Origin of the sequence: Mesorhizobium sp. CA14, assembly GCF_020165195.1 — a bacterium.
Classification (GTDB): domain Bacteria; phylum Pseudomonadota; class Alphaproteobacteria; order Rhizobiales; family Rhizobiaceae; genus Mesorhizobium.
Genome location: NZ_JAIUHR010000012.1, coordinates 37,656 through 62,083, shown reverse-complemented (window position 1 = coordinate 62,083; position 24,428 = coordinate 37,656). Strand labels below are relative to the sequence as shown.

24 protein-coding genes are annotated in these 24,428 nt (G+C 63.9%); 11 read left to right on the top strand and 13 right to left on the bottom strand.

Going from position 1 to position 24,428, the window contains the following annotated elements; genetic code table 11:
* Positions 1–42 precede the first annotated feature (42 nt).
* The 3 genes from LB565_RS15040 to LB565_RS15030 all read left to right on the top strand — a co-directional run bounded on the left by LB565_RS15040 (position 43) and on the right by LB565_RS15030 (position 4,616).
* Positions 43–2,214 carry an ABC transporter ATP-binding protein/permease gene (locus LB565_RS15040; RefSeq protein ID WP_224585251.1) on the top strand — a complete coding sequence of 724 codons (2,172 nt, stop codon included), beginning with the start codon at positions 43–45 and terminating at the stop codon, positions 2,212–2,214.
* A 646-nt stretch (positions 2,215–2,860) separates the two neighbouring features.
* The gene (locus LB565_RS15035) at positions 2,861–3,283 is read left to right on the top strand and encodes a DOPA 4,5-dioxygenase family protein (protein ID WP_224585249.1); all 423 of its coding nucleotides are present in this window, start codon (positions 2,861–2,863) and stop codon (positions 3,281–3,283) included.
* 634 nt (positions 3,284–3,917) lie between these two features.
* Positions 3,918–4,616, top strand: a complete 699-nt coding sequence (locus LB565_RS15030; protein ID WP_263488498.1) for a competence protein CoiA — start codon at positions 3,918–3,920, stop codon at positions 4,614–4,616.
* Between the two features lie 197 nt (positions 4,617–4,813).
* Here LB565_RS15030 and LB565_RS15025 read toward each other — a convergent pair whose 3' ends face one another.
* Positions 4,814–5,173, bottom strand: a complete 360-nt coding sequence (locus tag LB565_RS15025; protein WP_224585245.1) for a hypothetical protein — start codon at positions 5,171–5,173, stop codon at positions 4,814–4,816.
* 3 nt (positions 5,174–5,176) lie between these two features.
* Positions 5,177–5,341, bottom strand: a complete 165-nt coding sequence (locus LB565_RS15020) for a hypothetical protein (protein WP_224585243.1) — start codon at positions 5,339–5,341, stop codon at positions 5,177–5,179.
* 286 nt (positions 5,342–5,627) lie between these two features.
* Between LB565_RS15020 and LB565_RS15015 the strand changes: the two genes are divergently transcribed.
* Both LB565_RS15015 and LB565_RS15010 read left to right on the top strand, forming a co-directional pair.
* On the top strand, positions 5,628–5,963 hold the full coding sequence (locus LB565_RS15015) for a hypothetical protein (RefSeq protein WP_224585242.1): 336 nt from the start codon (positions 5,628–5,630) through the stop codon (positions 5,961–5,963).
* Entirely contained in the window at positions 5,960–6,184 is a 225-nt protein-coding gene (locus LB565_RS15010; protein ID WP_224585239.1) for a hypothetical protein, read from the top strand. The genes LB565_RS15015 and LB565_RS15010 overlap by 4 nt, the downstream gene beginning before the upstream one ends.
* An 811-nt stretch (positions 6,185–6,995) precedes the next feature.
* On the opposite strand, the gene LB565_RS15005 is transcribed toward LB565_RS15010, so the two are convergent.
* The 4 genes from LB565_RS15005 to LB565_RS14990 are packed head-to-tail and all read right to left on the bottom strand — an operon-like array spanning position 6,996 to position 10,862.
* Positions 6,996–7,241, bottom strand: a complete 246-nt coding sequence (locus LB565_RS15005; RefSeq protein WP_224513361.1) for a MoaD/ThiS family protein — start codon at positions 7,239–7,241, stop codon at positions 6,996–6,998.
* A 17-nt stretch (positions 7,242–7,258) separates the two neighbouring features.
* Positions 7,259–9,523, bottom strand: coding sequence for a xanthine dehydrogenase family protein molybdopterin-binding subunit (locus LB565_RS15000; protein WP_224585237.1), 2,265 nt, complete (start codon positions 9,521–9,523; stop codon positions 7,259–7,261).
* 2 nt (positions 9,524–9,525) lie between these two features.
* Positions 9,526–10,002, bottom strand: coding sequence for a (2Fe-2S)-binding protein (locus tag LB565_RS14995; protein WP_224513363.1), 477 nt, complete (start codon positions 10,000–10,002; stop codon positions 9,526–9,528).
* A complete protein-coding gene (locus LB565_RS14990) occupies positions 10,002–10,862 on the bottom strand; it encodes an FAD binding domain-containing protein (RefSeq protein ID WP_224585235.1) in 861 nt (286 codons plus the stop codon). Before LB565_RS14990 ends, LB565_RS14995 begins: the two co-directional genes overlap by 1 nt.
* A gap of 197 nt (positions 10,863–11,059) precedes the next feature.
* On the opposite strand from LB565_RS14990, the gene LB565_RS14985 reads away from it, so the two are divergent.
* On the top strand, positions 11,060–11,929 hold the full coding sequence (locus LB565_RS14985) for a tetratricopeptide repeat protein (RefSeq protein ID WP_224585233.1): 870 nt from the start codon (positions 11,060–11,062) through the stop codon (positions 11,927–11,929).
* Here the strand turns inward: LB565_RS14985 and LB565_RS14980 are convergent.
* A complete protein-coding gene (locus LB565_RS14980) occupies positions 11,867–12,583 on the bottom strand; it encodes a hypothetical protein (protein WP_224585231.1) in 717 nt (238 codons plus the stop codon). The genes LB565_RS14985 and LB565_RS14980 overlap by 63 nt on opposite strands.
* A gap of 260 nt (positions 12,584–12,843) precedes the next feature.
* Here LB565_RS14980 and LB565_RS14975 point away from each other — a divergent pair, with 260 nt between their 5' ends.
* Entirely contained in the window at positions 12,844–13,848 is a 1,005-nt protein-coding gene (locus LB565_RS14975) for a GlxA family transcriptional regulator (RefSeq protein ID WP_224585230.1), read from the top strand.
* Positions 13,849–13,884: 36 nt separating this feature from the next.
* Here the strand turns inward: LB565_RS14975 and LB565_RS14970 are convergent, their stop codons facing one another.
* Together LB565_RS14970 and LB565_RS14965 are read right to left on the bottom strand one after the other, a co-directional pair.
* Positions 13,885–14,655, bottom strand: a complete 771-nt coding sequence (locus LB565_RS14970) for a hypothetical protein (protein ID WP_224585228.1) — start codon at positions 14,653–14,655, stop codon at positions 13,885–13,887.
* A 58-nt stretch (positions 14,656–14,713) separates the two neighbouring features.
* A complete protein-coding gene (locus tag LB565_RS14965; protein WP_224585226.1) occupies positions 14,714–15,700 on the bottom strand; it encodes a hypothetical protein in 987 nt (328 codons plus the stop codon).
* A 447-nt stretch (positions 15,701–16,147) separates the two neighbouring features.
* On the opposite strand from LB565_RS14965, the gene LB565_RS14960 reads away from it, so the two are divergent.
* The 4 genes from LB565_RS14960 (at position 16,148) to LB565_RS14945 (ending at position 20,212) form a co-directional block, all read left to right on the top strand.
* The gene (locus LB565_RS14960; protein ID WP_224585224.1) at positions 16,148–17,467 is read left to right on the top strand and encodes an aspartate aminotransferase family protein; all 1,320 of its coding nucleotides are present in this window, start codon (positions 16,148–16,150) and stop codon (positions 17,465–17,467) included.
* Between the two features lie 17 nt (positions 17,468–17,484).
* The gene (locus LB565_RS14955) at positions 17,485–18,657 is read left to right on the top strand and encodes an NAD(P)/FAD-dependent oxidoreductase (protein ID WP_224585222.1); all 1,173 of its coding nucleotides are present in this window, start codon (positions 17,485–17,487) and stop codon (positions 18,655–18,657) included.
* Positions 18,658–18,869: 212 nt separating this feature from the next.
* Positions 18,870–19,151, top strand: coding sequence for a hypothetical protein (locus LB565_RS14950; protein WP_224585220.1), 282 nt, complete (start codon positions 18,870–18,872; stop codon positions 19,149–19,151).
* Between the two features lie 104 nt (positions 19,152–19,255).
* On the top strand, positions 19,256–20,212 hold the full coding sequence (locus LB565_RS14945) for a DMT family transporter (RefSeq protein ID WP_224585217.1): 957 nt from the start codon (positions 19,256–19,258) through the stop codon (positions 20,210–20,212).
* A gap of 71 nt (positions 20,213–20,283) precedes the next feature.
* On the opposite strand, the gene LB565_RS14940 is transcribed toward LB565_RS14945, so the two are convergent.
* From LB565_RS14940 to LB565_RS14925, 4 genes are read right to left on the bottom strand one after another with little or no spacing between them, the layout of a single operon-like run.
* The gene (locus tag LB565_RS14940) at positions 20,284–21,441 is read right to left on the bottom strand and encodes an ABC transporter ATP-binding protein (RefSeq protein ID WP_224585216.1); all 1,158 of its coding nucleotides are present in this window, start codon (positions 21,439–21,441) and stop codon (positions 20,284–20,286) included.
* Positions 21,434–22,576, bottom strand: coding sequence for an ABC transporter substrate-binding protein (locus LB565_RS14935; protein ID WP_224585213.1), 1,143 nt, complete (start codon positions 22,574–22,576; stop codon positions 21,434–21,436). The genes LB565_RS14940 and LB565_RS14935 overlap by 8 nt, the downstream gene beginning before the upstream one ends.
* The gene (locus LB565_RS14930; protein WP_224585211.1) at positions 22,573–23,415 is read right to left on the bottom strand and encodes an ABC transporter permease; all 843 of its coding nucleotides are present in this window, start codon (positions 23,413–23,415) and stop codon (positions 22,573–22,575) included. The genes LB565_RS14935 and LB565_RS14930 overlap by 4 nt, the downstream gene beginning before the upstream one ends.
* Entirely contained in the window at positions 23,412–24,290 is an 879-nt protein-coding gene (locus LB565_RS14925; protein ID WP_224585459.1) for an ABC transporter permease, read from the bottom strand. The genes LB565_RS14930 and LB565_RS14925 overlap by 4 nt, the downstream gene beginning before the upstream one ends.
* Between the last annotated feature and the right edge of the window lie 138 nt (positions 24,291–24,428).

Sequence of the window (24,428 nt, the reverse complement as noted above, 5' to 3'; positions counted from 1 at the left end):
GCCCCGCATGAAACTTTTTGATTTTTGGGCCGTTGTGGCGCGATGCCCCCGGCCAAGCCCAAACCGAGACCGGCTGACAGCGCCACGCAGCGCGGCGCAAGCAAGCCGCCTCCGGCGAAGTCGCGCCATGAGAAGGCGCGCCAGCCGAAACCGCGTGGCGCGCCCAAGCAACGCCCGGACAAGGCGCTGGAAGACAGGCCGCAGGAAGACAAGCCGAGAGAAGAAAAGGCGCAGCAAGAGAGGGCCCAGCGGGAGAGGGCACGGCCTTCGACCGACAAGAACGCGCCCGAAAAGCGGCCGTCAACCGCCGATGCTGCGCCGGAGGCCATTGGCCATGCCGGGTCGCCGCCGCCGGCGGCGATCGAGCCCGGTCCCGCGCTTTCGCCCGAAGAGGCCGAGCGGGCGCGCAAGAAATATCTGTTGCGGCGCTTCTGGATCAGCGGGCGCGGCTATTGGGGTTTGCATGGCGACAGGCTCGCCTGGCCGCTGACCATCGGGCTGCTCACGCTGATCTGCGTCAATGTCGGGTTTCAATACGGTATCAACCGCTGGAACCGCGCGATCTTCGACGCCATCGAGCAGCGCGACGCGCACACCGTCTATTGGTTGAGCGCCATTTTCCTGCCGCTGGTCGCCGGCAGCATCAGCCTGGTGGTCGCCCAGGTCTATCTGCGCATGACCATGCAGCGCCGCTGGCGCTCCTGGCTGACCACGGCGGTCATCCAGCGCTGGCTGGCCAGTGGCCGCTACTACCAGCTCAACCTCGTCAAGGGCGACCACGCCAACCCCGAGGCCCGCCTGACCGAGGATTTGCGCATCGCGACTGAATCGCCCGTCGATTTCGTCGCCGGGGTCCTCAACGCCTTCCTGTCGGCCTCGACCTTCATCGTCGTCTTGTGGACCATCGGCGGCGCGCTGAGCTTTTCGCTCGGCGGTTCCACCATCACCGTGCCCGGCTTCCTCGTCGTCACCGCGGTCATCTATGCCGCGATCACCTCGACCTCGATGTTCGCCATCGGCCGCCGCTTCGTCCAGCTTTCCGAGGACAAGAACCAGGCCGAAGCCGAGTTCCGCTACGTGCTGACGCGTGTGCGCGAGAACGGCGAAAGCATCGCGCTGCTCGGCGGCGAGGAAGAGGAGAATGCCGGCATCGACCGCACCTTCGCCGGCGTGCTCGGCCGCTGGGCGCGGCTCACCGGCCAGCACATGCGCACCACGCTCGTCTCGCAAGGCTCCAGCCTGTTCGCGCCGGTCGTGCCGGTGCTGCTATGCGCGCCGAAATTCCTCGACGGCTCGATGAGCCTTGGGCAGGTCATGCAGGCGGCCTCCGCCTTCGCCCTCGTGCAGGGCGCGTTCGGCTGGCTGGTCGACAATTATCCGCGCCTCGCCGACTGGAACGCCTCGGCCCACCGCATCGCCTCGCTGATGATGTCGCTCGACGGGCTGGAGCGCGCGGAGAAGAGCGACCGGCTCGGCCGCATCCGGCGCGGCGAGACCGAGGACGGCGCCATGCTCAGCCTCAGAAATCTTTGCGTGACGCTCGACGACGGCACCTCGGTGGTGAAGGAAACCGAGGTGGAGATCCAGCCCGGCGAGCGCGTGCTGGTTTCGGGCGAATCCGGCACCGGCAAGTCGACGCTGGTGCGCGCCATCGCCGGCCTGTGGCCTTGGGGCAGCGGCAGCGTCGATTTCCACCCGGGCAAGCGCCTCTTCATGCTGCCGCAGCGCCCCTATATCCCGTCCGGCACGCTGCGCCGCGCCAGCGCCTATCCCGCCGCCGCCGACAATTGGAACACGAAAGAGATCGACGCCGCCCTCGACAAGGTCGGTCTCGGCTATTTGAAGAACCGGCTGGAGGAGGAGGCGCCCTGGGACCAGACGCTGTCCGGTGGCGAAAAGCAGCGCCTGGCCTTTGCCCGCCTGTTGCTGCATGCGCCGGACATCGTCGTGCTCGACGAGGCGACCTCGGCGCTGGACGAGAAGAGCCAGGACAAGATGATGCAGACGGTGATCCAGGCACTGCCGAGGGTCACCATCATCAGCGTCGCCCACCGCGCCGAGCTGGAAGCGTTCCACACGCGAAAGATCACGCTGGAGAGGCGTGAGGGCGGAGCGCGGCTGGTGAGCGATGTGGAGCTGGTGTCGAGGAAGCGGAAGCGCGGGCTGTTCCAGCGCGCGCTGTGGGGGAGCGGGCCGAATGGGGTTAAGGGGTAGGGGCACTCTGACGTTGTGCGTAATCGCCGGCAGCGCTTCCTCACTCCGTGCGCACTTCGCAAGCCTGCGTTCCTCGCACCCCGCAAAGCGCCACGCTATGCGCACATCGTCTGTGACTGGCGCGACTGATCAGGCCGAAGCTTCATTGCCATGTAGTTCCCCCAATCCGTCGCTGCTTCGCAGCGCCACCTTTCCCCCCTCCGGAGGGAAAGGAAGGGAGTGTTGCTGGACGGGCGTTGACGGCAAAAAGCTTGGCGCCTTTCCTCTCCCCCGTCGATCGGGGGAGAGGTGGCTCGGCGAAGCCGAGACGGAGTGGGGGTCGACCAGCGCTACATAAGACAATGCATGCGCCAAGCTGCCATGCACGCCATCGCCGAAGACCAGTCGCTTGGAAAATTGTGCATGCCGTAGACGAAGTGGGGAGAGGTGGCTCGGCGCGCAGCGCCGAGACGGAGCGGGGCCGGCCGTCTGCGATTACGGCCAGCGGCGCCCACACTGAACAGTCTGTAGAGCGGCTCGCCGTTTCCATGAACCGAAGAACCGCCTAGAGTTCCGCACGACAGACTGGAACCACCGGGGAGCGGAGCATCGCGATGAACGACGCCATGCCACATAATCCGAGACCGCCGGGGAGCGGAGCATCGCGATGAACGACGCCATGCCACATAATCCGAGACCGCTTTCGGAGATCGCCAGCTATCACGCCCACATCTATTACGGCGATGCGGCGCAGCGCCGGCAGGCCGAATGGCTGCGCGAGCGCATCGCCGAGCGTTTCCGCGTGCGGCTCGGCAACTGGCGCGACGAGCCGGTCGGCCCGCATGAGCAGGCCATGTACCAGGTCTCCTTCGCCACCGAGATCTTCGCCACGCTGGTTCCCTGGCTGATGCTGAACCATGGCGGCTTGAGCATCCTCATCCACCCCAACACCACCAACCCCAAGCGCGACCACCTGGTCGATCCGATCTGGATCGGCCGCGCGCTCGGCGTGCATGGCGAGGTGCTCGGCGAGGAGGACGAGGCGGAAGAGGCGCTTGAGGTGAATACGGAGCCGACGCTGGGGGTGTGAGCACGAACGCCCACCCTGATCGATGATCGTTGAGCGGCAGTTCGCAAGAAATACGCCAGTTACGTCTGCCCGGTAGTGGGCTAACTGCCGGCTTTCATTGCCGAGTATTTCGTCGGTATCCGCATTAGAGAGAAACAGGTCGCTACCGCCTCAAGAGGCAGGTCCGGAGGTCCCATCTGTTCCATTCCCTGGCAATGCGAAATGCATCGGCAGCTATGCTGTCCGCCACGGGCGGGTATGCTGCGGTTCGTGTGGCTGATGCTGATTCAGGCAGACTAAGGCCAATGTCTATAGTCGATCCTCTGCCTATTCAGCAATGTGTGGAATATTAGCATTGACCTGGTAGGCCAAATCAATAAAATCAATCTAAGCCTTGAGAAGAAGCGACGCCGGGCATTGAGGACAGTCGCACGATAACCGACAGTGGGTTTGCCCCTTACGTCGACGATAAGAAGAACCAGCGCCAGGTTATGACCGGCTACGCTGCCGAAACACTCCTCGCAGAAATCAGCGGCGCCTTGCAACGAGGACAGCCGCGAACTGTGGAGAGGTCGCGCGGTTTGCATTGGTGAATGACGAACGAAGTGAGGCGGCCCCCACACTGTCAGGCTGCTGCATAGTCTGTTCGCAGCCCATGATCGCAAAGTGCGGAACACAACGCGTGTGGCATTGGGCTCATCACGGCAACTGGAATTGCGATCCTTGGCGAGAGCCAGAAACTCTCTGGCACCGCAGCTGGAAGGATCAGTTTCCCCCGGAATGGCAGGAAATCATTCGGCACGATGCCAACGGCGAGAAGCGCGTCGCGGATGTGATGACCCGACAAGGCCAGGTGATTGAGTTCCAGCATTCCCACTTGCCTGCACAAGAGAGAACTGCACGTGAGGCTTTTTATCGGAACATGATCTGGATCGTGGATGGGATGCGCCTAAAGAACGACCGGAAGCGGTTTCTGGCGGGAAACCTGTTCAGTGTGCCCCTTGCAAAAAACCTCTTCATCACGCGTAGCCCTGAGAGGTGTCTGCCTGCTGTTTGGCTCAACTGCACAAAGCCGGTTCTGTTCGATTTCGAAGGCTTCGATGTCCCGGACGGATCACCTAGGGAAATGCAAGGAAAGCTTTGGTGTTTGCTACCTGGACGTATCGACGGCTATGCCGTTCTCGCGGCTGTTTCCCGGTCCTGGTTTGTCGACGCGGCTAAGGTGAGGGAGAAGACCATACCCTCGGACGCCATTAGATGGTTTGTCCAAAGGGGGCTAACCGCTCGTCGCTGGAATTACGCAAGACCTCCACATTCTGGTCAACCGAGAGGTCGCCGCCGAGCAAAATACTAGTCTAGGAGCACTATTAGCGTAGGGCAGTGAGGAAAGAGCGAGTAGGCCTGACCACCTATCCCCCAGCCAGTTAGGCAGACTCGTCTAAGCCTCAACCCTCCTCCGGCACCACAAACGAAAGCGCGATCAGGTCGTCGACGTCGATGCCGCCATGGCCATTGTCCAGCACGTCCGCGACCCTTTGAAAGGCCAGCATGTCATCCATGCTGAGGTTGGCTTCCCTCAGCCTGTCTTGCAAGCCCGCCACCTTGGTTTCCAGGATCCTGGAAGTCTCGACCATGCTTGTCTCCGTTGCTGTCCAGCGCCGCGTTCCACACGCCCAACATCAGGCACGTGAACACCACCGGCCCGATGAAAAGGCTGATGGCTATGCCGACCGCCGTCGCAATGCCCATCCGCTCGGCTTTCACGGCGGTCCTTGCAAGACCCTCATCGGCCGGGACGAGCTTGGGAAGATCGCGGTGGCGGAGCGCGCCGTTGTCGTTTGCGGCCACCTCGAGCCGCTCCCGGAAGGGAAGCTGCGCCTTGCGAAAAGGTTCGCGCGAACTCATCCGCATAGGTCACGCCGCCTTGCCGTGGCGTTCGAAAAGCGCCAGCTTGGCCGAATAGCCAAGCCTGAGCTTGGCCTTGCAGGCGTCGCAATGGAAGGTGCTCACCGCCTTGAACCATGAACCGTTCCTGATGATCGGCCGGTGGCAATTTGGGCATTCATAGCGAAGACTCACGTCCCGCAACTCCTCGGAAATCGACATTATCCACCTCTGTCCCCAGCCCCTGTTCTTTCTTCGGATGCCCGCCACCTGCGGGCAGGTGACGGGCGATCCAGCCGACTGACGATGAAGGGACTGATTGCTCGTCAGCCCAGCCCTAATGAGATCGCAGGGCTTAGGTTTCACGCGATGGACCAATGCGCCGGCGAATGGGACCTCAGTCCGTATCAGCGGAACCTAATGTTCTTCGCGCGCTTATGGCCACATGAGCAGGCGCGGTCTCGACTTCTTCGACCGATGGATGGCGGAGCATCTGCCGGACGTCATGACGGAGGATCCCCTCGCAGTGGGCGATCTTGCCGACGAGATGATGAAGGCGGCCGCGCGCGAAGGCATTCCGGCCAGCGAGATCGACGAAGAAGTCGACAGCGTTTTCGAAGTGGTCTTGGAGGCGTTGCAGCATCGCGAAGGCAGTTTGGGGGAGAGCGACCAGGCTGTCTTCGAATTGCTTGCGGGGCGCCTGGCCAGGGAAACCGGCATCACCCTGGATCAGGCCGGCGAGCTCATCGAATCATCCGGAACCGGCTGGGATTCGCTCCTTCGCGAGGCCCATTTTCTGAAAGAGCAGGGCGAATGAGCGAGCGTGGCGCGGAGTTCTTTGGCCGGTGGATCACCGATAATGTGATGCGCGGCAATGTGGGCGCGGACATCCTCTCTGTGGCCGAGCTGACGACCAAGCTGTTCGCCGATGCCAGGGCGGCAGGTATTTCCGAGGAGGAGATCGAAGAGGAAGTCGGAAGCGCATACGAGGCGATCCTGGCGGCGATAGTCGGCTCGAAGGACACCGGCAAACCGTAACTATCGGATGGCCGTCCTCGCTCCCTGGGCAGCTACGGTTGGACCAGGATGACGTTTCGTTGAATCGCCATCCGGATCTAACTCTTTGTTCGAGCGTGATCTTTTGCGAAAACCGGTTCGAACCTTTTGCATTCTCCGGCCTTCGGTTCGGGATCATGCTCGAGATCCACGCCGAACCATAGGAACATTAGCGCGCCCTAAGGGTTCTCTCGGCAAGGATCGCACAGCCAGGTGGAACATGGCCGAATTGGCATTTGCTTTTGTGTATTATTCGGGGCTGACCGGCCAGGACATGCTGGGCGCTGTCGTGTCTTTGACCGCGGGGCTTCTTCTCTACAACGTTATGCGCGAAGACCGGCCAAACCGATAACCAGCCCGACAATCATGAGCGGCCCGGCTCGAAGCGGGGGTTGCCCACGAGCCGGGCCTGACCGGCGGGGGCACGGACTAGATACAGGGCGCCGGCTGATATTGTTGTATCAGCCTGTGCTAAAGTCATCGCCCTCCGAACGAAGGACGCCTGGAACAGCCGCTCGGCGGAACATTAGCGCGTGCTAATGATTAATCCTCCACAGGAGGACCTGCCATGCACAGCATTATCTATCTCGTCGGTCTCGTCGTTATCATTCTCGCCATCCTGAGCTTTTTCGGGCTCAGACGATAAGCGCCACCTCAAAGCAGCCGGAACGGTCGCCAGCCATATCTGTCGACGCATTCGTCACCGCCCCTTGCCGAAAGCAAAGAGAGCGGGAGCTGCGTGAGTGGCGCGACAACCAATGGTAGGCGTGGCGGCGGTCAGCCGCCGGTTCATTCACCCGCCAGCCAGTCTCGGCAGCAGGAAAATCTCCGCCCCCGGCGGCAGCTCCTTCGACCACGTATCGCGATAGATCGTCCCGTCGATCGCCACCGCGATCCCGCGGTCGATCCATGGCTCGATGCCGGGATACTGTTCCGCAAGCTTGCGGAACAGCTCCCTTATGTCCTTGGCCTCGATGTCGTGCTTGGCCTTGCCTCCGGCGACGGCGCTGAGCGAGCCCCAAAGGGTGACCTCGACCATCGCCGGCAGGCCTCGCCTCAGCCTTCCCGTTCCGCGTCGAGCGCCGCGAGAATGCGCGGCGGTGACATCGGGATGTGGGTCATGCGCACGCCGACTGCGTTCGACACCGCGTTGGCGATCGCCGCCAGCGGCGGCACGATCGAGGTTTCGCCCACGCCGCGCACGCCATAGGGGTGGTTGGGGTTGGGTATTTCCAGGATCTGCGTGTCGATCATCGGCAGGTCGGAGCAGACCGGGATGCGGTAGTCCAGGAAGCCCGGATTCTGCAGCCGCCCGTCCTTGCCGTAGATATACTCCTCGTTGAGCGCCCAGCCGATGCCTTGCGCCGCACCGCCCTGGTACTGGCCCTCGACATAGGTCGGGTGCACCGCCTTGCCGGCATCCTGCACCACCGTGTAGCGGATCACGCGGGTCGAGCCTGTCTCGGGGTCCACCTCGACGTCGCAGATATGCGTGGCGAAGGAGACACCTGCGCCGTCGGCGACGAGCTCGCTATGGCCGGCGATCGGGCCGCCGGTCTTGCCGGAAGCGGCCGCGATGTCCTTCAGCGACAGCGGCGAGAGATTGCCGTATTTCTCGCCCTTGGCGATGGCATGGCCCTTTTCCCACGTCACGTCCTCCACCGGGATGTCCCACATCTGCGCGGCGCGATCCTTCAGGATCTTGATCGCGTTGCGGGCGGCCGAGATCGTCGCCATCGAGGAGGAGAAGGTGCCGCGGCTGCCGTCGGTCATGTCGTTATAGCCGAGGGAAGACGTGTCGGCGACGACCGCCTTGACCTGGCTGTAGTCGATGCCGAGCTCTTCCGCCGCCACCAGCGACAGCGAGGCGCGAGACCCGCCGACATCGACCGTGCCGACGGCCAGCGACACCGTACCGTCCATGCCGATGTTCAGGTCCGTGCAGGTCTGGCCGCCGAAATTGAACCAGAAGCCGCAGGCCATGCCGCGTCCCTGGTTGGCTTTCAGCGGCGCCTTCATATGCGGATGGCTCTTCACCGCCTCCAGCGTCGGCCCGATGCCGATCGGCCCGTAGACCGGGCCGTAGGACGAGCGCGTGCCTTCCTGCGCGGCGTTCTTGATGCGGAACTCCACCGCATCCATGCCGAGCTCCTTGGCGAGCTCGTCCACGACGCTTTCCACGGCAAAGGCCGCCATCGGTGCGGAGGGCGCGCGATAGGCCGCGGTCTTCGGCCGGTTGACCAGCACTTCGTAGCCGACCGTCTTGACGTTCTCGAGCTTGTAGCAGGCAAACGCTGTCATCGCGCCGATCTCGGCCCAGGAGCCGGGGTAGGGGCCGCAGCTGTAGCGCAGCGTCGCTTCCGCGGCGGTGATGGTGCCGTCCTTCTTCGCACCGATCTTGACGTCGATCGAAGTGGCGCTGGTCGGGCCCGACGCGCGGAAAACCTCGTCGCGCGTCATCACCAGCTTTACGGGACGGCCGGCCTTGCGCGACAGGGCAAGCGCCACCGGCTCGGCCCAGACATGGGTCTTGCCGCCAAAACCGCCGCCGATCTCGGAGGAGGTGACGCGCAGCTTCGAGGCCTCCAGCCCAAGCAACTGGGCGCAATGCTGGCGGTAGACGAAATGGCCTTGCGTGCAGACCCACAGGTCCGCCGTGCCGTCCGGGTTGACGCTCGCCACGCAGGCATGCGGCTCGATATAGCCCTGATGCGTCTGCTCGGTCTTGAAGGAGCGCTCGATCACGAAATCGGCCTGGGCAAAGCCCTTATGGACATCGCCATGGCCGAACTGCGTGCGCTTGGTGACGTTGGAGGGCTTGGCCGGCTTTTCCTCGAGGCCCTCGGTGAAGACCTGGTCGTTGATCAACGGCGCGTGGTGCTGGGCCGCCTCGTCGACATCGGTGACATGCGGCAGCACCTCATAGTCGACCTCGATCAGCTTCAGCGCCTGGCGGGCGGTGCGGGCATCGATCGCCGCCACCGCGGCCACCGCATGGCCGTCATAGAGCGCCTTCTTGCGCGCCATCGAATTGTCGAGGATGTCGTACATGGCGGCATCGCCGTCGGTGAGGTCCGGCAGGTCCTTCGCCGTGATCACCGCCTTCACGCCCGCGAGCTTTTCCGCCTTCGACGTGTCGATGCTCTTGATCAGCGCATGCGCGTGCGGGCTGCGCAGCACGCGGCCCACCAGCTGGCCGGCCATGTTGAAGTCGGCGCCGTAGCGGGCGCGCCCGGTCACCTTGTCGATGCCGTCGGGGCGGATCGGCCGCGTGCCGACCGAGGAGAAATTGCGTCCGGAGTAGCGCGGATCGAAATTCATGATCAGGCTCCCTTCATCACGTTAGCCGCGTCCTGGACGGCGCGCACGATCTTGTCATAGCCGGTGCAGCGGCAGAGATTGCCGGCGAGGCCAAAGCGGATTTCCTCCTCGGTGGGCGAGGGGTTCTTCTCCAGCAGGTCCTTCGCCGCGATCAGGAAACCTGGCGTGCAGATGCCGCATTGCAAGGCCGCATGCTCCAGGAATTTCTGCTGCAGTGGGTGCAGCTGGTCGCCATGCGCCATGCCTTCGATGGTTTCGACCTTCCGGCCCTCGGCTTCCGCGCCAAGCACGAGGCACGAGCAGACCAGCCTTCCGTCGACGATGACGCTGCAGGCGCCGCAGTCGCCGGTGCCGCAGCCTTCCTTGGCGCCGGTCAGGCCCAGCCGATCGCGCAGCACGTCCAGCAGCGTCTCGTCGGGCTGGCACAGATATTCGACGGCATCGCCGTTAATCGTGGTTGATACAGCTACACCGGCCATTATTTGCCTCCCGCACGCTTGTAAGCGGTCGTTGCGGCTCTCTGTGCCAGCACGCCCGCGACTTTCCGTCTGAATTCGATGGTGCCGCGCTTGTCGTCGATCGGGCGGCAGGCGCCGGAGCAGATCTTCGCCAGCCGCTCCAGCGTCGCTTCGTCGAGCTTCGAGCCGACCAGCACTTGCCCGGCTTCCTCGACCAGAAGCACCGTCGGCGCCGCGGCACCCAGCGCCACGCGCGCGGTCTTGATCGCGCCCTTCTCGTCCAGCGTCAGGTTGACGCCGGCGCTCACCACCGCGATGTCCATCTCGGTGCGCGGAATGAAGCGCAGATAGGCGTCGCCCGCATGGTCAGGCCGCTTGTCGAGCAGGATCGCCTCGATGATCTCGCCCTTGGCCAGAGATGTGCGACCGGGTCCGGTCGGTACGGCTTCCACGGCAATGGTGCGCTTGCCCGAAGGCCCAGCGACAACCGCCCTGGCGCCGGCCGCCGCCAGCGCCGGCACGCTGTCGGCGGCGGGCGAGGCGTTGCACAGATTGCCGGTAATGGTGCAGCGGCCCTGCACCTGCTTGGAGCCGATCAGGTTGGCCGCCTCGACGACGCCAGGCCATGCCTTGCGGAGCGCCTTGTTCTCGCCCAGCACCGCGCAGGGCACCGCGGCGCCGATGCGAAAACCGTCGGCCGTTTCGGTGATGTCGGCCAGGCCGCCGATTGCCTTGATATCGACGATCAGCTCGGGCTCGATGAAGCCGCCCTTCATCCGGACCAGAAGGTCGCTGCCCCCAGCCAGAATCGCGGCCGGGCCTACCGCCTTGGCGAGTTCGCCAACGGCATCTTCTATTGAAAGCGGACGTATGTAACGCATCGTCTCCCCTTGGTGATCGCTTTGTCAGCGACCGTTATAAAGCGTCTGGTTATAATGGCCATCCCGTTCGTGCATTGCACCATCCAAGTCAGGTAGGTTGGCCCTAATTCCTGGCCCAATTTTCCAGACCTGGGCCCGGAACCACTCGCCTGCGTTGAGCCGGGCGTCCGCGCCACTACAGAGGAGCTTCAAATTCAGTGATCAGTACCGGTCAAGCCAACAGCGAGGATCTGGTCCGCCGCGCCGTCGCCGCCTTCAACTCCGGCGACCACGCCCAGGCGATGGACCTGTGCGAGCTTGGCCTGAAGCGGCACCCTGACGATTCCGCGCTTTCCCATCTTCTGGCGGCCATATTGTTCGCCAGGGCGGACTTGCCGGCAGCCCGGGCGCGCATCGAGGCGAGCCTCGCTACGCGCCCGGGCAATGTTCCCGCCCTGATCCTGGCAGGCAGGATCGCCCGTGCCGAGGGACGGTTCGACGCCGCGTTGCAGTTCCTGGATCACGCCGCGAGGCGGTCGTCCCATCCGGAAATCCTTCTCGAGCGGGCGCGCACCCTCGATCAGGCGGGCGATGCTTCCGCCGCGGGCGCAGCCTGGACAAAAATCCTGCAAAGCGATCCGAAATCCGTGGAGGCGATGGCGCGGCTCGGACGCCTGGCCTGGCAACGCGGCGCGCCTGCCGAAGCGGAAGGCTTCCTCGAACGCGCCGTCGCCGGCGGCGGGCATCCGGCGCAATGGTTCGACCTCGGGCTGGTGCGCCAGGACATGCGCAAGTTCGACGCCGCCGCCGAGGCCTACCGGCATGTGCTGGAGATGAGCCCGGATGCTGCGGAAGCCGCGGTCAATCTCGGCGTCGTCCTGCAGGAGACGGGCGATCTCGAGGGGGCGATGGCGGCCTATTCGCGAGCCTATCGTCTCGCCCCGTCCACCTTCGGCGTCATCGCCATGGCGCTCACCTCCGCGCCATGCGGCCGGCTCTGGCTCGACGAGAATGCGCTGCGTCTTTCACTCGCCGGTGGAGCGTCCGCGCCTGGCGCGGAACCGCTTGCGGTAGACGCCCGGCGTTGACAGGACATCCGCGACCGTCCGCGCATAGGCGGCCTGGCGTTTTTCGTCGAACACTTCGTATTCCAGCCGCGGCGCGGCCCGCGGAACCGCGAAGCATTGCGCGACCGGAGTTCCTTTGCGGAGCACGCCGCAGAATTCGGGCTCCTTCCAGATCGCCGGGAAATTGATGCCGCTATCGCTGAACCGGTCCGAATCCACCAGGCCGGTCACCAGCCTGAAGGGAAGGTCCTCGCGATTGACCGGGTGCGTCGCGTAAAGCGACCAGCCATCCTCGACCTCAATGGTCCAGAAGCTGTTGAATTTGAGCGCGGCCTGGCCAGCCCCGGCGAACGGGCTGCCGGCGAGCTGCCCCGGCGTGTGGAAGCTCAGCGGCGCTCGCGGGTGGTTTCCGGTGGCGGGTTCCGGAACCTTCCAGTCCCAGGAAAATTTGCCCCGGTCGACGATGACGTCGCAGGGCAGCAGGATCATGAAGCCGTAGGTCATCGCGTCGACCACCGGCGGGCATTGCTTGAGCGTGCGAATATCGCGGCCGTGGATCGCCGAATAGGCGGTGGCGGGCATCGCGCGCAGCCAGTCCGGCAACACGCCGCGCGCCGGCACCGGGCGCGGCAAATGCTCCGCCAGCATCGGATCACATCGGAAAATCACACGCATCGCCGCCTCCCGGCATTGCGATACCATGCCTGCCCGCCGCGCTCCAAGCAGGGCCTGGTCAATCAGGTGTCAACCTGCCGTGACCGATGACGACGCCGTGCCGGATTGCGACGCCTGGGGGTCGCCGAAAGCGCGCACGAGGAATCATGCAACGGTTCAAAACGCTATTCAAGGCCACGCTATCCAGTTCGCTCGCCGGTAGATAAACCTCACGGCCGGCGCTCCAGTGTGGCGCCTGGTTCGGAAAGGTCGGCTCGCGAATGGCCAAGAAGTTCGCATTTCTTTTGGTGCGCGATTTCACTTTGTCGCCGCTGTCGCTGTTCATCGACACGCTCAGGCTGGCGGGCGACGAGGGCGACCGCAGCCGCAGGATCGAGTTCGACTGGGAGATCGTCGGCGAGCGCGGCTTGCCGATCCGCGCCAGCTGCGGCGTCGAATTGCTGCCGACCCGGGCGATGGGCAATCCGGAGGATTTCGACAATGTCGTGGTGGTCGGCGGCCTGCTCGATACCAACCGCAAGCTGAGCTCGGAAAAGGAAGCGTTCCTTTTGCGCGCGGCCGAAAAGGGCGTGCCGCTCACCGCGCTCTGCACCGGCAGCTTCGTGCTGGCGCGTTATGGCCTGCTCGACGGCTACAGTGCCGCGGTCAGCTGGTTCCACATCAAGGATTTCCGCGCCGAGTTCCCCGATGTGAACGCCCATGCCGACAGCCTCTATTCCGTCGACCGCAGCCGCGCCACCTGTGCCGGCGGCACGGGCGCGGCCGATCTCGCCGGCTATTTCGTCTCGCAATTCATCGGCCAGAAGGCGGCGGAGAAGGCGGCCAAGATCCTGGTGCTCGACCGTATCCGCTCCAGCCGCGACGTGCAGCCGGTCGGCGACCTTTTTCCCGCGGCCGCCAGCCGCGCGGTGAAGCGGGCGCTGCTCCTGATGGAAAGCAATCTTCAGGAGACGCTCTCGGTCGCCGAGATCGCCGCCAGGCAGAACTGCTCGCGCCGCCAGCTGGAGCGCCTGTTCGGCGCCGAGCTCGGCATCGGCCCGATGGCCGCCTATCTGGCGCTGAGGGTGCATTACGCCAAGTCGCTGCTGGAAGGCAGTGACCTGGCCATTGGCGAGATCGCCTATCGCTGCGGCTTCCCCAATGCCGGCCATTTCAGCCGCGTCTTCCGCCAGCAGACCGGCATCACGCCGACCCATCTCAGGCACCCGAATCGGGTTTTGGCGAATGACGTTGCAAAGGAGCGGTCCCTGGACACGGCTCGGTAAGCTGGGACCTGTGTACAGGCCAATGACAGCCGGCTGCTACGTTACAGCGATGACCTTTCCCGTCGCACCGAGGCGACACAGGACTTTCGCTTGTCGCACTTGGATGCGACCTCGAAGCGCATAGTTTATTCGCACCTCGATCGGCGCCGCCGGACCGGCTTTGCGTTGGCGCATCGGGCCGGCGCTGACCGCGTCTACGCGCACAGCCCCAAGCGGCGTCGCCGCCGACATGATCGCCGCGCGGCATGCGCTCACGACTTTGCGCGGGGTGCCCGGCTTCGATTTCAGCGACAAAAGGGGCGCAAAAGGATAGCCCGCTCTAAACCGCCCGAACTCCCCGCCACCTGTGCTGGAAGGTTTGAGAATGGATGGTATGCTGATCGCGGTTCTTGCGCTTTTGGCAGAGGAAACGGGCGGGTTGTCAGGGGGCGCGGTGCCCACGGTGCCGGACGTTGCCGTGCCGGTACTTGTCGAAACGCCCGCGCTTGCGCTGTCCGGAGCGTCACCAGCCGAAACGCCCGCGCCGACTGACCCGGTGCCGGCGTTCGCGGACGCGCCAATACTTGCCCCACCTGCGCCTACTGAAGCGCCAACGCCGACGCCGCCCGCGCCCGCTGATGTCCCAACGTTTGCGCCGACCGAGCCGCCGACACTTGCCCCCACGCCCGCGGAAACGCCTTTTGATCCTGCGCTCACTCCAGCGGCAACGCCAAGGCCGCCGACTTTGCCGCCACCACCGACATCAAGCGCCGCCGCTGGCCCGGTGGCGGCAGCGATCATCAAGGCGACCGCCAGGTATTTGCCCATTTCAGGACCCCTCCTGCGGCATGCGTCCGTGCCAATCCAAATGCACTCCTGGCCATCATCATCGAGGCGGGGACGGAAGCAAGGCGTCGGGGAGAGTGATCGTCGTCGCCACCAGAACCCGTTTCGGTGATCTTGAAACCTTCGCTCTGTTTTTGTCCTGCAAGCCTCGTTGGCGGACAGCTTGGCCATTCTGGCTGGCAAGTGAAACTGCGGCGGGACGCGCCCTGGCTGCGCGCTCCATCTGCGCTGTGCGGCGCGCGCTTTGCGCCTTGACCAGGTCGATCGCCTTTCGCGCAGCGGTAAGGGACACGGACATGTCGGTCAGCTTTTGACGCTCTTGCTCCAACGCTGCGCTCAAGTCGGCAGATGCCTGCTTTGCCGCATCTCTTTCCCGACGGGCGCCATCGGCATCGCTTGCGGCCGAAACCGCGCGCGCACGTTCCAGATCCAATGCTTCGTTGGCATGCTTTGCGGCAGCAACCGCCAGCTGGAGGTCCTTTAGGGCGGTGGCCCGCTCGGCCGCAGCCAGATCTGCGCGTTTCTCATCGGCCTCGCCGGCCTGGCGGGCCATCGCGAGTTCGTGCTCGGATTGTTCGACCTTGAGCCGCTCTTCGGCAAGCGATTGATTTGCCTCGGCCAATGACGCTTCCCCAGCGTTGCGTGCTTCGTTCGAAGAAATCAATTGTGCCTTCAAGCCTTTGATGGCGCGCTGCGCCGCCTCCAGGTCGAGTTTGAGGGCTTCCTCGCTTTGGTTCGCCTCTCTCAGGGCCTTTATTTGCTCTGCGGAGGTGCTGGCCAACAGCTTTGCCTGCGCGCTTGCCGTGTGCTCGGCATCCTGACTCAGGCCCAGTTGCGCTTTTGTCGACGCCAGTTCACCTCGCGCCGCCGCGATCTGTTGCTGCATTTCGGCGCCATTGTCTGCTGGAGATATCAGCGCCAAGAGGAGGATGCATATGGGAACAGCGCTCCACCTCCAGTGGCGCATGCCGAAGCGTACCCATGCCGGGCGCGGCTCGCCCTCGAACTCCTCGTAGGATTCATGCATGAATGTCACTGGCCACGGTCCTCTGTCTGACGGCATCCTTCGCGATGCTCAAGAAACACGTCGTAGCGGCTGCGCGTGCGCAAAATTAAGATTCTCGGTCTTAGCGGTTCGCTCCGTGTTGAATTTTATCTACAGCTTGGACAACTTGTATTTTGGACAGTTGACGGGCTGCTTATACCAGGTACGCCTTTAGGCGCAGGATGCATCATTCAAATGGACTAGATGTCATGACTGATCGTCTCGGAGCAGAACTTCTCGATGACGGCTGACCAATGTCGGGCGGTCTAAGCGCGCGGTTGCTGCCGCCGCGAAATGATGATGACCGGAATGAACCCTGGTCGGGTCGCATGGCCGGTCTGGCCGATTGTGCCGGCACGCAAACGAACCGTAGCTTCGTGACGAGCGGCTCGCCGCTGTTTCAACAGTCGAATTCGCCTTCGGAGAGCCATGCCGCATTATCCCGACGCCATGCCTGGATCGAAAACCCTGTTCGAGCGCGCCAGGAAGGTGATGCCGGGCGGCAACACGCGTACCACGGTCTTTGTCGATCCGTTTCCGATCTACGCCGCGCGCGGCGAGGGGTGCAGGGTCTGGGACGTCGACGGCAATGCCTATTACGACTGCATCAACAATTTCACCGCGATGATCCACGGCTATGCGCATCCCGATGTCACCGCGGCGGTGGTCGAGCAGCTGCCCTTCGGCACCGCTTTCGGCGCCCCGACGCTGAGCGAGATCGAGCTTGCCGAGCTGCTGGTCGAGCGGCTGCCCTCGGTCGACCAGATCCGCTTCACCAACTCCGGCACCGAGGGCGTGATGATGGCGATCAAGGCCGCGCGCGCCTTCACCGCGCGGCCGAAGATCGTCAAGATCGAGGGCGCCTATCACGGATCCTACGATTTCGCCGAAGTGAGCCTGGACTCCTCACCGGCGAACTGGGGCGACCTGCCCAGGTCGACGCCCTACGCCAAGGGCACGCCGCGCGGCGTGCTGCAGGACGTGATCGCCGTGCCCTTCAACGACACCGAGGCGCTGCGCGCCGTCTTCGCCGCCGAGGGCGACAATATCGCGGCCGTGCTGATCGACCCGATGCCCAACCGTGCCGGCCTTATACCGGCGCGCCGGGATTACCTCCACGCCATGGTTGACATCGCCCATGCCGTAGATGCGCTCGTCATCTTCGACGAGGTGATCTCGTTTCGGCTGGGCTGGTCTGGCGCGCAAGGCCTGTGGGGCATCGAGCCCGACCTGACGGCGCTGGGCAAGATCATCGGCGGCGGCTTTCCGGTCGGCGCCGTCGGCGGGCGCGCCGATATCATGGCGGTGTTCGATCCGACCGGAGGCAAGCCCGCGCTGCCGCATGGCGGCACATTCACGGCCAATCCGGTGACCATGCGCGCCGGCCTTGCCTCGATGCGGGCGCTGACGAAAGAAAGCTTTGCCCATCTCGATCGGCTCGGCGCATCCTTGCGCGAAGGGATTACCGCCTCATTCGAAAAGCATGGACTAGCCGGCCAATGCGTCGGCCTCGGCTCGCTGTTCAAGATTCATTTCACGTCGCATCCGGTGACGGATTACCGCTCGATCTATCCAGGTCCGGCCGAGCACAGGAAATTCGATACCTTCCACAAGGGTTTGCTTGGCCGCGGCGTCCTGTCCGCCAGCTACGGCCTGTTCGCGCTGTCGACGCCGATGACCAAGGAAGATGCCAGCGCCATTCTTCAAGCGATCGACGAGACCTTGGGCGACGTCGCCGCGCAGTCGTGAAAGCAGGCGGACCACAGATGACGGCTTCTCCTCATGTCGTGGTGATCGGCGCGGGCACGCTGGGCATGTGCACCGCGCTCAACCTCGTCGAGCAGGGCGCGCGCGTCACCGTGCTCGAAGCGCACTCGATTGCCTCGGGGTCGAGCGGCCGGTCCGTCGGCGTCGTCGGATCGCAACTGACCGACCCGTTCGAGATCATGCTGCGCGTCCATTCGCTGCGCCGGTTCCGCCAATGGGAAGGCGAGGGGCTTCGTTTCAATCATATCGGCTACCTGCGGCTGGCCCGCACGCCCGCCCAGATGGAGCTCTTCGCCAAATCGGTCGAGATCCAGGGCGAGGCGGGGCTGAGATCGCGCCTGATCCGCGCCAACGAGCTCAGGGATCTTATTCCGCACATCAACCCGGACGGGTTCGAAGGCGGATTGTTCGGGCCCGACAACGGCTTCCTCGATCCGCACGAGATGTGCAATTTCCTGGCCGGCATCGTCCGCGCCAAGGGCGGCGAGATCCGTCAGTACCGCAAACTGGTCGGGGTGCAACGGCGCCCGGGCGGCTATACGCTGGAAACCAATGGCGGCCCGATCGATCGCGAGCGACGACTGATCGACTGCGATGCCGTGGTCAATGCGGGCGGCGCCTGGGCGCCGCAGGTCGCCGCGCTTTTCGGCCAGCGCCTGCACATCTGGCCCGAGCGCCACGAGGCCGTCGTCATCCATCTTGACGAGCCGCTCGGCTACACGATGCCGATGGTGATGGACCTCGTGAACGGCGAAGGCAGCGGGCTCAACTTCCGCCACGAAAAGCCAGGCGAGCTGATCGCCGAAATCCACAAGGTGAATTCGATCGCGCCGGAGGACCCCGACAATTACAACGACCAGTGCGAGGAGCAGTCGAAGGTCGATCTGGCGGAGCTGCTTTTGGAACGCCTGCCCGACCTGCCGGGCGCGCGGCTCGGCCGGGGCTGGGCGGGCCTTTATCCCGCCACCGCCGACCATCGCCCCTTCGTCGGACCGATCGATGCCTCGGAACCCACGCTGATCATCGCCGCCGGCGCCGGCGGTTACGGCATCCAGCTCGCCCCGGTGATCGGCCAGATCGCAGCCGACTGGGTGCTTCAGGGTGCGCCGGTTTCGGTGCATGGTTCGCGAAGCCTGGCGCCGTCGGCCGAACGCAACGTCCTCGGTCGCTGACGGATGCGTCAAGCCGGCCCCGGACGCGTAAGATTCGAACGTTCCCGTTAACCATCAATTAACTATCCGGTCGCCTTTAATACGGTTCTGGAGGATACTGATTTTGGTCGCGGGCGAAGAGTTCACGACGGCCGAAATGAGAAAAGAAGCGACTGACACCGTCGCCATTCTGCCGGGGAGGCGCCCAGCATCTTTTGATGAGGAGCGCCGGAATGAATATCGAGGAAGCAGTCACTGCAGCAACGGCAGGGTCAGGCGCGCTCCTGTCCTGTCTCGGCCAGCCTGTCGTCGCCTATCACGTCACGGTCATCCTGCGCGAAACCGACAAAAGGCACGCGCGCCAAATGCAGCTTGCCTTGCTGCGGCGAAGCATTGAGGCTCTTGTCGATGAGGGCCTCGAAGAGATTGAGGCCGAACGCTGCGCATCGCAGTTCCACGGTCGCGTCGGCTCGGCATGGGATCTTTTGCATGTGGCCGGCGACACGTCGCATTGATCCCTGCCGAGTGGGCTTTGCCGGGCCAACTATGTAACGCCCCCGTCATGAGGTAGACTGTCGGCTGCGACTGGGCTGATCTTCATGAAGCGGGGGAACATGCGATGCAGGCGATACCGATAGCGCATCCGGCGGAAGCGCCGGCCGCCCGGGCGATACCGTCGCTGGCTGGTTATCCCGCCGCCGTGCTGTGCTGGCTGCTTTCGGCCGGCGTCTACATCGCGGCAAAGTGGGTGGCGCCGGAAATGCCGCCCTGGGGGCTGTGCTTCTGGCGGCTCTTGCTCGCCTGCGGCATCCTGTTGCCGATCGTGCACCGCCATCACGGCGCCATGCTGGCGCTTCTCAAATCCCGGCCGCTGGAGATCGTCGCCGTTGGCGCCATCGGCCTGACGCTTTGCCAGGGCATGATCTACCATGGCCTGAACGATACCGATGCGACCACGGCCGGCATCATCATGGCAATGTCGCCGATCATGACCATGGTGCTCGCGCGCCTCGTGCTGGGCGAACCGCTCGGCCTCTGGAAGTCGCTCGGCGCGGTTTCGGCACTTGCCGGCATGCTGATCATCGTCGCCCATGGCAAGCTGGACGCGCTGGTGCAACTGCGCTTCAACATCGGAGAATTGTGGATCGTCGGCAGTGCCTTCTGCTGGGCGCTCTATACCGTGCTGCTGCGCCGCTCCAAATTCGGCCTCGATCCCCTGCCGCTGGTGGTCCTTCTGCTTGGCGCCGGCGCGCTGGTGGCGCTGCCGTTCGATCTGTGGGAAATCGTCAACGACGAGCGCTCCGCCCTGAACGGCAACGGCCTGCTCGCGCTCGCCTATCTGGCCGGCCCCGGCGGCGCGCTGATGTATTATCTCTACAACAAAAGTGTCGAGACGCTGGGCGCAAGCCGGGCAAGCATGCTGCTCTATCTTCAGACTTTGTTCGTCGCCGTGCTCGCCTATCTGCTGCTTGGCGAGAGCCTGCATGACTACGATCTGCTCGGCGCAGCCTTCATTGTGGCCGGGGTCGTTCTGGCTACAGCGGTCAAGTCGCGGCCGGTTCCGGCAAAGGCGTGACGAGCGGCCAATTGCCTTGATTGACAGTGTAATGATCGATTTCAGAACGGGCGATACCCAAGTCGCGATCTTCAGGAAATCCGCCGACCGGCCTCGTCCAACAAGACGCAATCGTCCGCGTCGAAGCCGAGCTCGATCACTTCGCCTTCGCGCAGAACGCGGCCGGCGATCGGGGCGTTGGCGCGGATGTTCGCCTTGTCGCCTATGTCGACCTCATAGATCGCGCTGCCGCCGAGATAGGAGGCCGACACGATCCGGCCGGGCAACCGGTTGGCGCTCGCTCCACCGATCGACAGTTTCTGCGGCCGCACCACGACGGTGACGGGGCTTCCCTGCGGCAACGCCTTGGGTGAAAGCACATTGATCGTCTGGCCGCCGGCGAGCGTGACAATGGTCGGCCCGTCGGACCTGCTCACCGCGCCCGAAAGCATGTTGGCCTTGCCGAGGAAGTCGGCGACGAAGGCGGTGGCCGGCCGCTCATAGACCTCTTCCGGCGTGCCGATCTGCTCGGCCGAGCCGGCATTCATCACCACGATGCGATCCGACATCGACAGCGCTTCTTCCTGGTCGTGCGTGACGAAGATGGCGGTGATGCCTGTTTCCTTCTGGATCTTCTTGATCTCGACGCGCATCTCCTCGCGCATATTGGCGTCGAGGGCCGAGAGCGGCTCGTCGAGTAGAAGCACCTGCGGCTCGAAGACGATGGCGCGCGCTAGCGCGATGCGCTGCTGCTGGCCGCCGGACAATTGCGAGGGCAGTTTCTTCTCGCTGCCCGGCAGCCGCACCATGTCCAGCGCCTGGCCGACCTTGCGCTTGATCTCGGGCTTGGCGACGTTGCGATATTTCAGGCCGAAGGCGACATTGTCGAACACGCTCTTGTGGGGAAAGAGCGCATAGCTCTGGAACACCAGCCCGATGTTGCGCTTGTAGATCGGCACGTCGTCGACCCGCCGGCCGCCGATCATGATCTGGCCGGCCGAAATGTCGACCAGGCCGGCGATGGAGCGCAGGATCGTCGTCTTGCCGCAGCCCGAAGGGCCGAGCAGCGTGACGAAGCTGCCCTTGCCGATCGACAGCGAGAAATCGCGCACCGCGACGAACTTGCCATAGGCGATGTCGATGTTGCGGAACTCGACCGCGGGGCTGTTCGCCGCGGCGGCCGCGCTCACGCCTTCTGCCCCGGCCGAGGCCGGCCGGGGATTGAGTGTCGTGCCCTGGCTGTCAGGCACCTTTCGATATCCTGTTCCACTGCTTGGTCCAGGCGTCCTCGTTGGTCGCCCAATAGACCGGATCGGCAAAGGTCAATGACTTCATGGTGCCCGTTTTATCGAAGGCCGGCAGCTTCTCGATCTTCTCGGTGAGCTTGACCTTGTTCGGGTCGAGCGACGGCGGATAGCTCTGGCCCTCGGCCACCGCGATCGAGGTCGCCGGGTCGAGCATGAAGTTGATCAATTCCTCGCATTCGGCCATCGGCGACCCTTTCAGGATCAGCATATCCTCCATCCAGGCATAGGAGCCGGCCGGATCGAGATAGCCGATCGGATGACCCTGGTCCTGCAGCGCCGCGACGCGGCCCGACCAGGCGTCGGTCACCACGATCTCTCCCTTGGAGAGCAGGTCCATCAGCTCCGCGCCGGAGCTCCAGAACTTCTTGGCGAGGTCGCGCGTCTCGCGCACCTTGGCCCAGATCGTGTCCATGTCCTTGAGGTTGTTGGGATCCTGGCCGGTGGCGAGAGCTGCGTACCAGACGCGCGTGGTCATGTCCGAATAGCCGCCGACCTTGCCGGCATATTTCTTGTCGAGCAGAAGTGCGGCGCCCTTTTCCTTGGCCTCTTCCGGTGAGATCACCTTGGTGTTGTAGGCGATGCCGGTGGTGCCATAGTCGTAGGGCACGGCCGAGAGCTTCGGCGTCAGCTTGCGGAACGGCTCGATCATCGGCTGCAGCACATTCACCATGTTGGGAATGTTGGCCTCGTTGATCTCCGAGGTCAGGCCGCCATTGACGTATTTGATGTAGTAGTTGACGCCCGAGGAATGGATCACCTGGTAGTCGCCTGGCTTGGCGGTCTTGATCTTGGTGATGATCTCGTCCTCGTCGCCGAACGTGCCCTGGACCACCTTGATCTTTGTCTTGGCCGTGTAGGGCTGGAAGGCGAACTTGTCGATCGCGTCCTGCACCGTGCCGCCCCAGCCGTCGAAGCGGACCTGCTCGACCGCGGCGAGCGCTCGTCCCATCCACGGCATCGAGAGGCCGGCCGAGGCCGCGGCAGCCGCTGTCAGGCTCAGGAACGTCCGTCGGTTGAGATCGCCGTTGATATAGCGGTCGTGCAGCCGCTCCAGCCGCTTGGTGGTGGTCAGTTTCATCGTGCTTCCTCCTTGGGTTCGCCACGTTTTCTCAGTTTTGTCAGGCTTTGCAGGATCAGGCCGCCAACAAGCGGAATGCCGACGGTCACCAGGATCATCACGGTGCCGAGCGCATTGATTTCCGGGCTGATCGAAATCTTGAGCATGGAAAGGATCTGGGTGGGCATGGTCTCCACGCCCGCCGGCCGCCAGAACAGGCTGGCCGAGGTGTTGTCGAACGAAATGGTGAAGGCGAGCAGCGCGCCGCCGACGACCGCCGGGATGAGCAGCGGCAGCGTGATCTCGCGGAAGGACGAGAAGCGCGAGGCGCCCAGCGAGAGCGCCGCCTCCTCATAGACGCGCCTTATGCCGACCATACGCGCCTGCGCGATCAGCACCACATAGGGCACCGCAAGCAGGATGTGGCCGAGCACCAGAAGCAGCATGGTGCGCGGCTGGTCGATCGCCTTGATCAGCACCAGAAGGCCGACGCCGAGAATGGTTTCCGGCACCAGCGCCGGCAGGATCACCAGCGTGCTCAGCGCCTGCTTGCCGCGGAAGTCGAAGCGCGTAAGCGCGAATGCCGTGACGACGCCGATGGCCGTGGTGACGGCCGCCGTCACCAGCGCGATCCACAGCGAGGTGCGGAAGGCCGTCAGCACCGCGTCATTGTTCATCAGCTTGGCGTACCATTGCAGCGAAAAGCCGGTCATCGGGAAGCCGCCGAACATCGAGGCGTTGAACGACAGGATGACGGTCGCAGCGATCGGCGCGAACATGAAGACGTAGACGCAGAGCGTGACGAAGCCGGTCAGCCGCCAGGCCCATTTGCCTTCCTTGTTCGGCCGCACGGCCTTCATCCGCCCAACCCCTTCACGATCTGCGACATACCCATGTAGCGGGTGTAGATGGCGGCGAAGAAGCCGAGCACGAGGAACAGCACGATCGACAGCGTTGCGCCCATCGGCCAGTTCAATTCGCTCATGATGGTGTCGTAGATCAAATTGCCGAACAGCGCGTCGCGGCCCGAGCCGAGCAGCTGCGGCGTCACATAGCTGCCGGCCGCCAGCACGAAGCACAGCAGCAGCCCGGCCGCCAGGCCCGGCAGCGACAGCGGCAGGGTCACCTCGCGGAACGCCTGCGCGCTGGTGCAGCCCATCGAGCGGGCCGCCGAGATCAGCGTGCGGTCGATGCCCTCGAGGCTCACATAAACGTTGAGGATCATGTACGGCAGGAGGAAGTGCAGCAGCCCGAGGATCACCGCGCCCTCGTTATAAAGCATCGGCAGCGGCTCGTTGATGATGCCTATCTTGAGCAGCGTGACGTTGATGACGCCCTGTTCGCCCAGGATGTTGATCCACGAAAAGGTGCGGATGGTGAAGCTGATCCAGAACGGCACGATGAGCAGGAGCAAGAGCAGCCATTTGTGCCTGAAGCTCGTCGCCCAGATGAAATAGGCCGGGAAATAGCCGAGCACACCGCATAGCAGCGCGGTGATCGCGCCGACCCTCAGCGTCTTCAGCAGGAAGCCGGAATAATAGCTGTCGGTGAAGAATTCCTGCCAGTTGGCGGTGGTCAGCGCGCTGGTTTCGACGCCTGCGGTGACGAAGGTGAAGAACGTATAGGCCGCCATCACCGCGATCGGCAGCACCAGGAAGAGGATCAGCAGCAGAAGCACCGGTGCAACGAGCATCCAGGCCAGGCGCGGATCGTACAAAGTCCAGCGATTGTTCATGCGCACCCGAAGGTAGGCGCCTTCTTCGTGGCGCTTATGTTCCCGCAATGAAGATTGTTTCATCGCCGCCGCGATGTCTACAGGCGCTGGCCCAAATTCGATTCAGCCAGGGAAGGGGGACGCATTTCCAGTTCAGTC

Excerpts from the sequence above, each read along its gene's own strand:
- LB565_RS15040 (WP_224585251.1), top strand. The coding sequence starts at position 43 with ATGCCCCCGGCCAAGCCCAAACCGAGACCGGCTGACAGCGCCACGCAG.
- LB565_RS15035 (WP_224585249.1), top strand. The coding sequence starts at position 2,861 with ATGAACGACGCCATGCCACATAATCCGAGACCGCTTTCGGAGATCGCC.
- LB565_RS15030 (WP_263488498.1), top strand. The coding sequence starts at position 3,918 with ATGATCGCAAAGTGCGGAACACAACGCGTGTGGCATTGGGCTCATCAC.
- LB565_RS15025 (WP_224585245.1), bottom strand. The coding sequence starts at position 5,173 with ATGCGGATGAGTTCGCGCGAACCTTTTCGCAAGGCGCAGCTTCCCTTC.
- LB565_RS15015 (WP_224585242.1), top strand. The coding sequence starts at position 5,628 with ATGGCGGAGCATCTGCCGGACGTCATGACGGAGGATCCCCTCGCAGTG.
- LB565_RS15010 (WP_224585239.1), top strand. The coding sequence starts at position 5,960 with ATGAGCGAGCGTGGCGCGGAGTTCTTTGGCCGGTGGATCACCGATAAT.
- LB565_RS15005 (WP_224513361.1), bottom strand. The coding sequence starts at position 7,241 with ATGGTCGAGGTCACCCTTTGGGGCTCGCTCAGCGCCGTCGCCGGAGGC.
- LB565_RS15000 (WP_224585237.1), bottom strand. The coding sequence starts at position 9,523 with ATGAATTTCGATCCGCGCTACTCCGGACGCAATTTCTCCTCGGTCGGC.
- LB565_RS14995 (WP_224513363.1), bottom strand. The coding sequence starts at position 10,002 with ATGGCCGGTGTAGCTGTATCAACCACGATTAACGGCGATGCCGTCGAA.
- LB565_RS14990 (WP_224585235.1), bottom strand. The coding sequence starts at position 10,862 with ATGCGTTACATACGTCCGCTTTCAATAGAAGATGCCGTTGGCGAACTC.
- LB565_RS14980 (WP_224585231.1), bottom strand. The coding sequence starts at position 12,583 with ATGCGTGTGATTTTCCGATGTGATCCGATGCTGGCGGAGCATTTGCCG.
- LB565_RS14975 (WP_224585230.1), top strand. The coding sequence starts at position 12,844 with ATGGCCAAGAAGTTCGCATTTCTTTTGGTGCGCGATTTCACTTTGTCG.
- LB565_RS14970 (WP_224585228.1), bottom strand. The coding sequence starts at position 14,655 with ATGGGCAAATACCTGGCGGTCGCCTTGATGATCGCTGCCGCCACCGGG.
- LB565_RS14965 (WP_224585226.1), bottom strand. The coding sequence starts at position 15,700 with ATGCATGAATCCTACGAGGAGTTCGAGGGCGAGCCGCGCCCGGCATGG.
- LB565_RS14960 (WP_224585224.1), top strand. The coding sequence starts at position 16,148 with ATGCCGCATTATCCCGACGCCATGCCTGGATCGAAAACCCTGTTCGAG.
- LB565_RS14955 (WP_224585222.1), top strand. The coding sequence starts at position 17,485 with ATGACGGCTTCTCCTCATGTCGTGGTGATCGGCGCGGGCACGCTGGGC.
- LB565_RS14950 (WP_224585220.1), top strand. The coding sequence starts at position 18,870 with ATGAATATCGAGGAAGCAGTCACTGCAGCAACGGCAGGGTCAGGCGCG.
- LB565_RS14945 (WP_224585217.1), top strand. The coding sequence starts at position 19,256 with ATGCAGGCGATACCGATAGCGCATCCGGCGGAAGCGCCGGCCGCCCGG.
- LB565_RS14935 (WP_224585213.1), bottom strand. The coding sequence starts at position 22,576 with ATGAAACTGACCACCACCAAGCGGCTGGAGCGGCTGCACGACCGCTAT.
- LB565_RS14930 (WP_224585211.1), bottom strand. The coding sequence starts at position 23,415 with ATGAAGGCCGTGCGGCCGAACAAGGAAGGCAAATGGGCCTGGCGGCTG.
- LB565_RS14925 (WP_224585459.1), bottom strand. The coding sequence starts at position 24,290 with ATGAACAATCGCTGGACTTTGTACGATCCGCGCCTGGCCTGGATGCTC.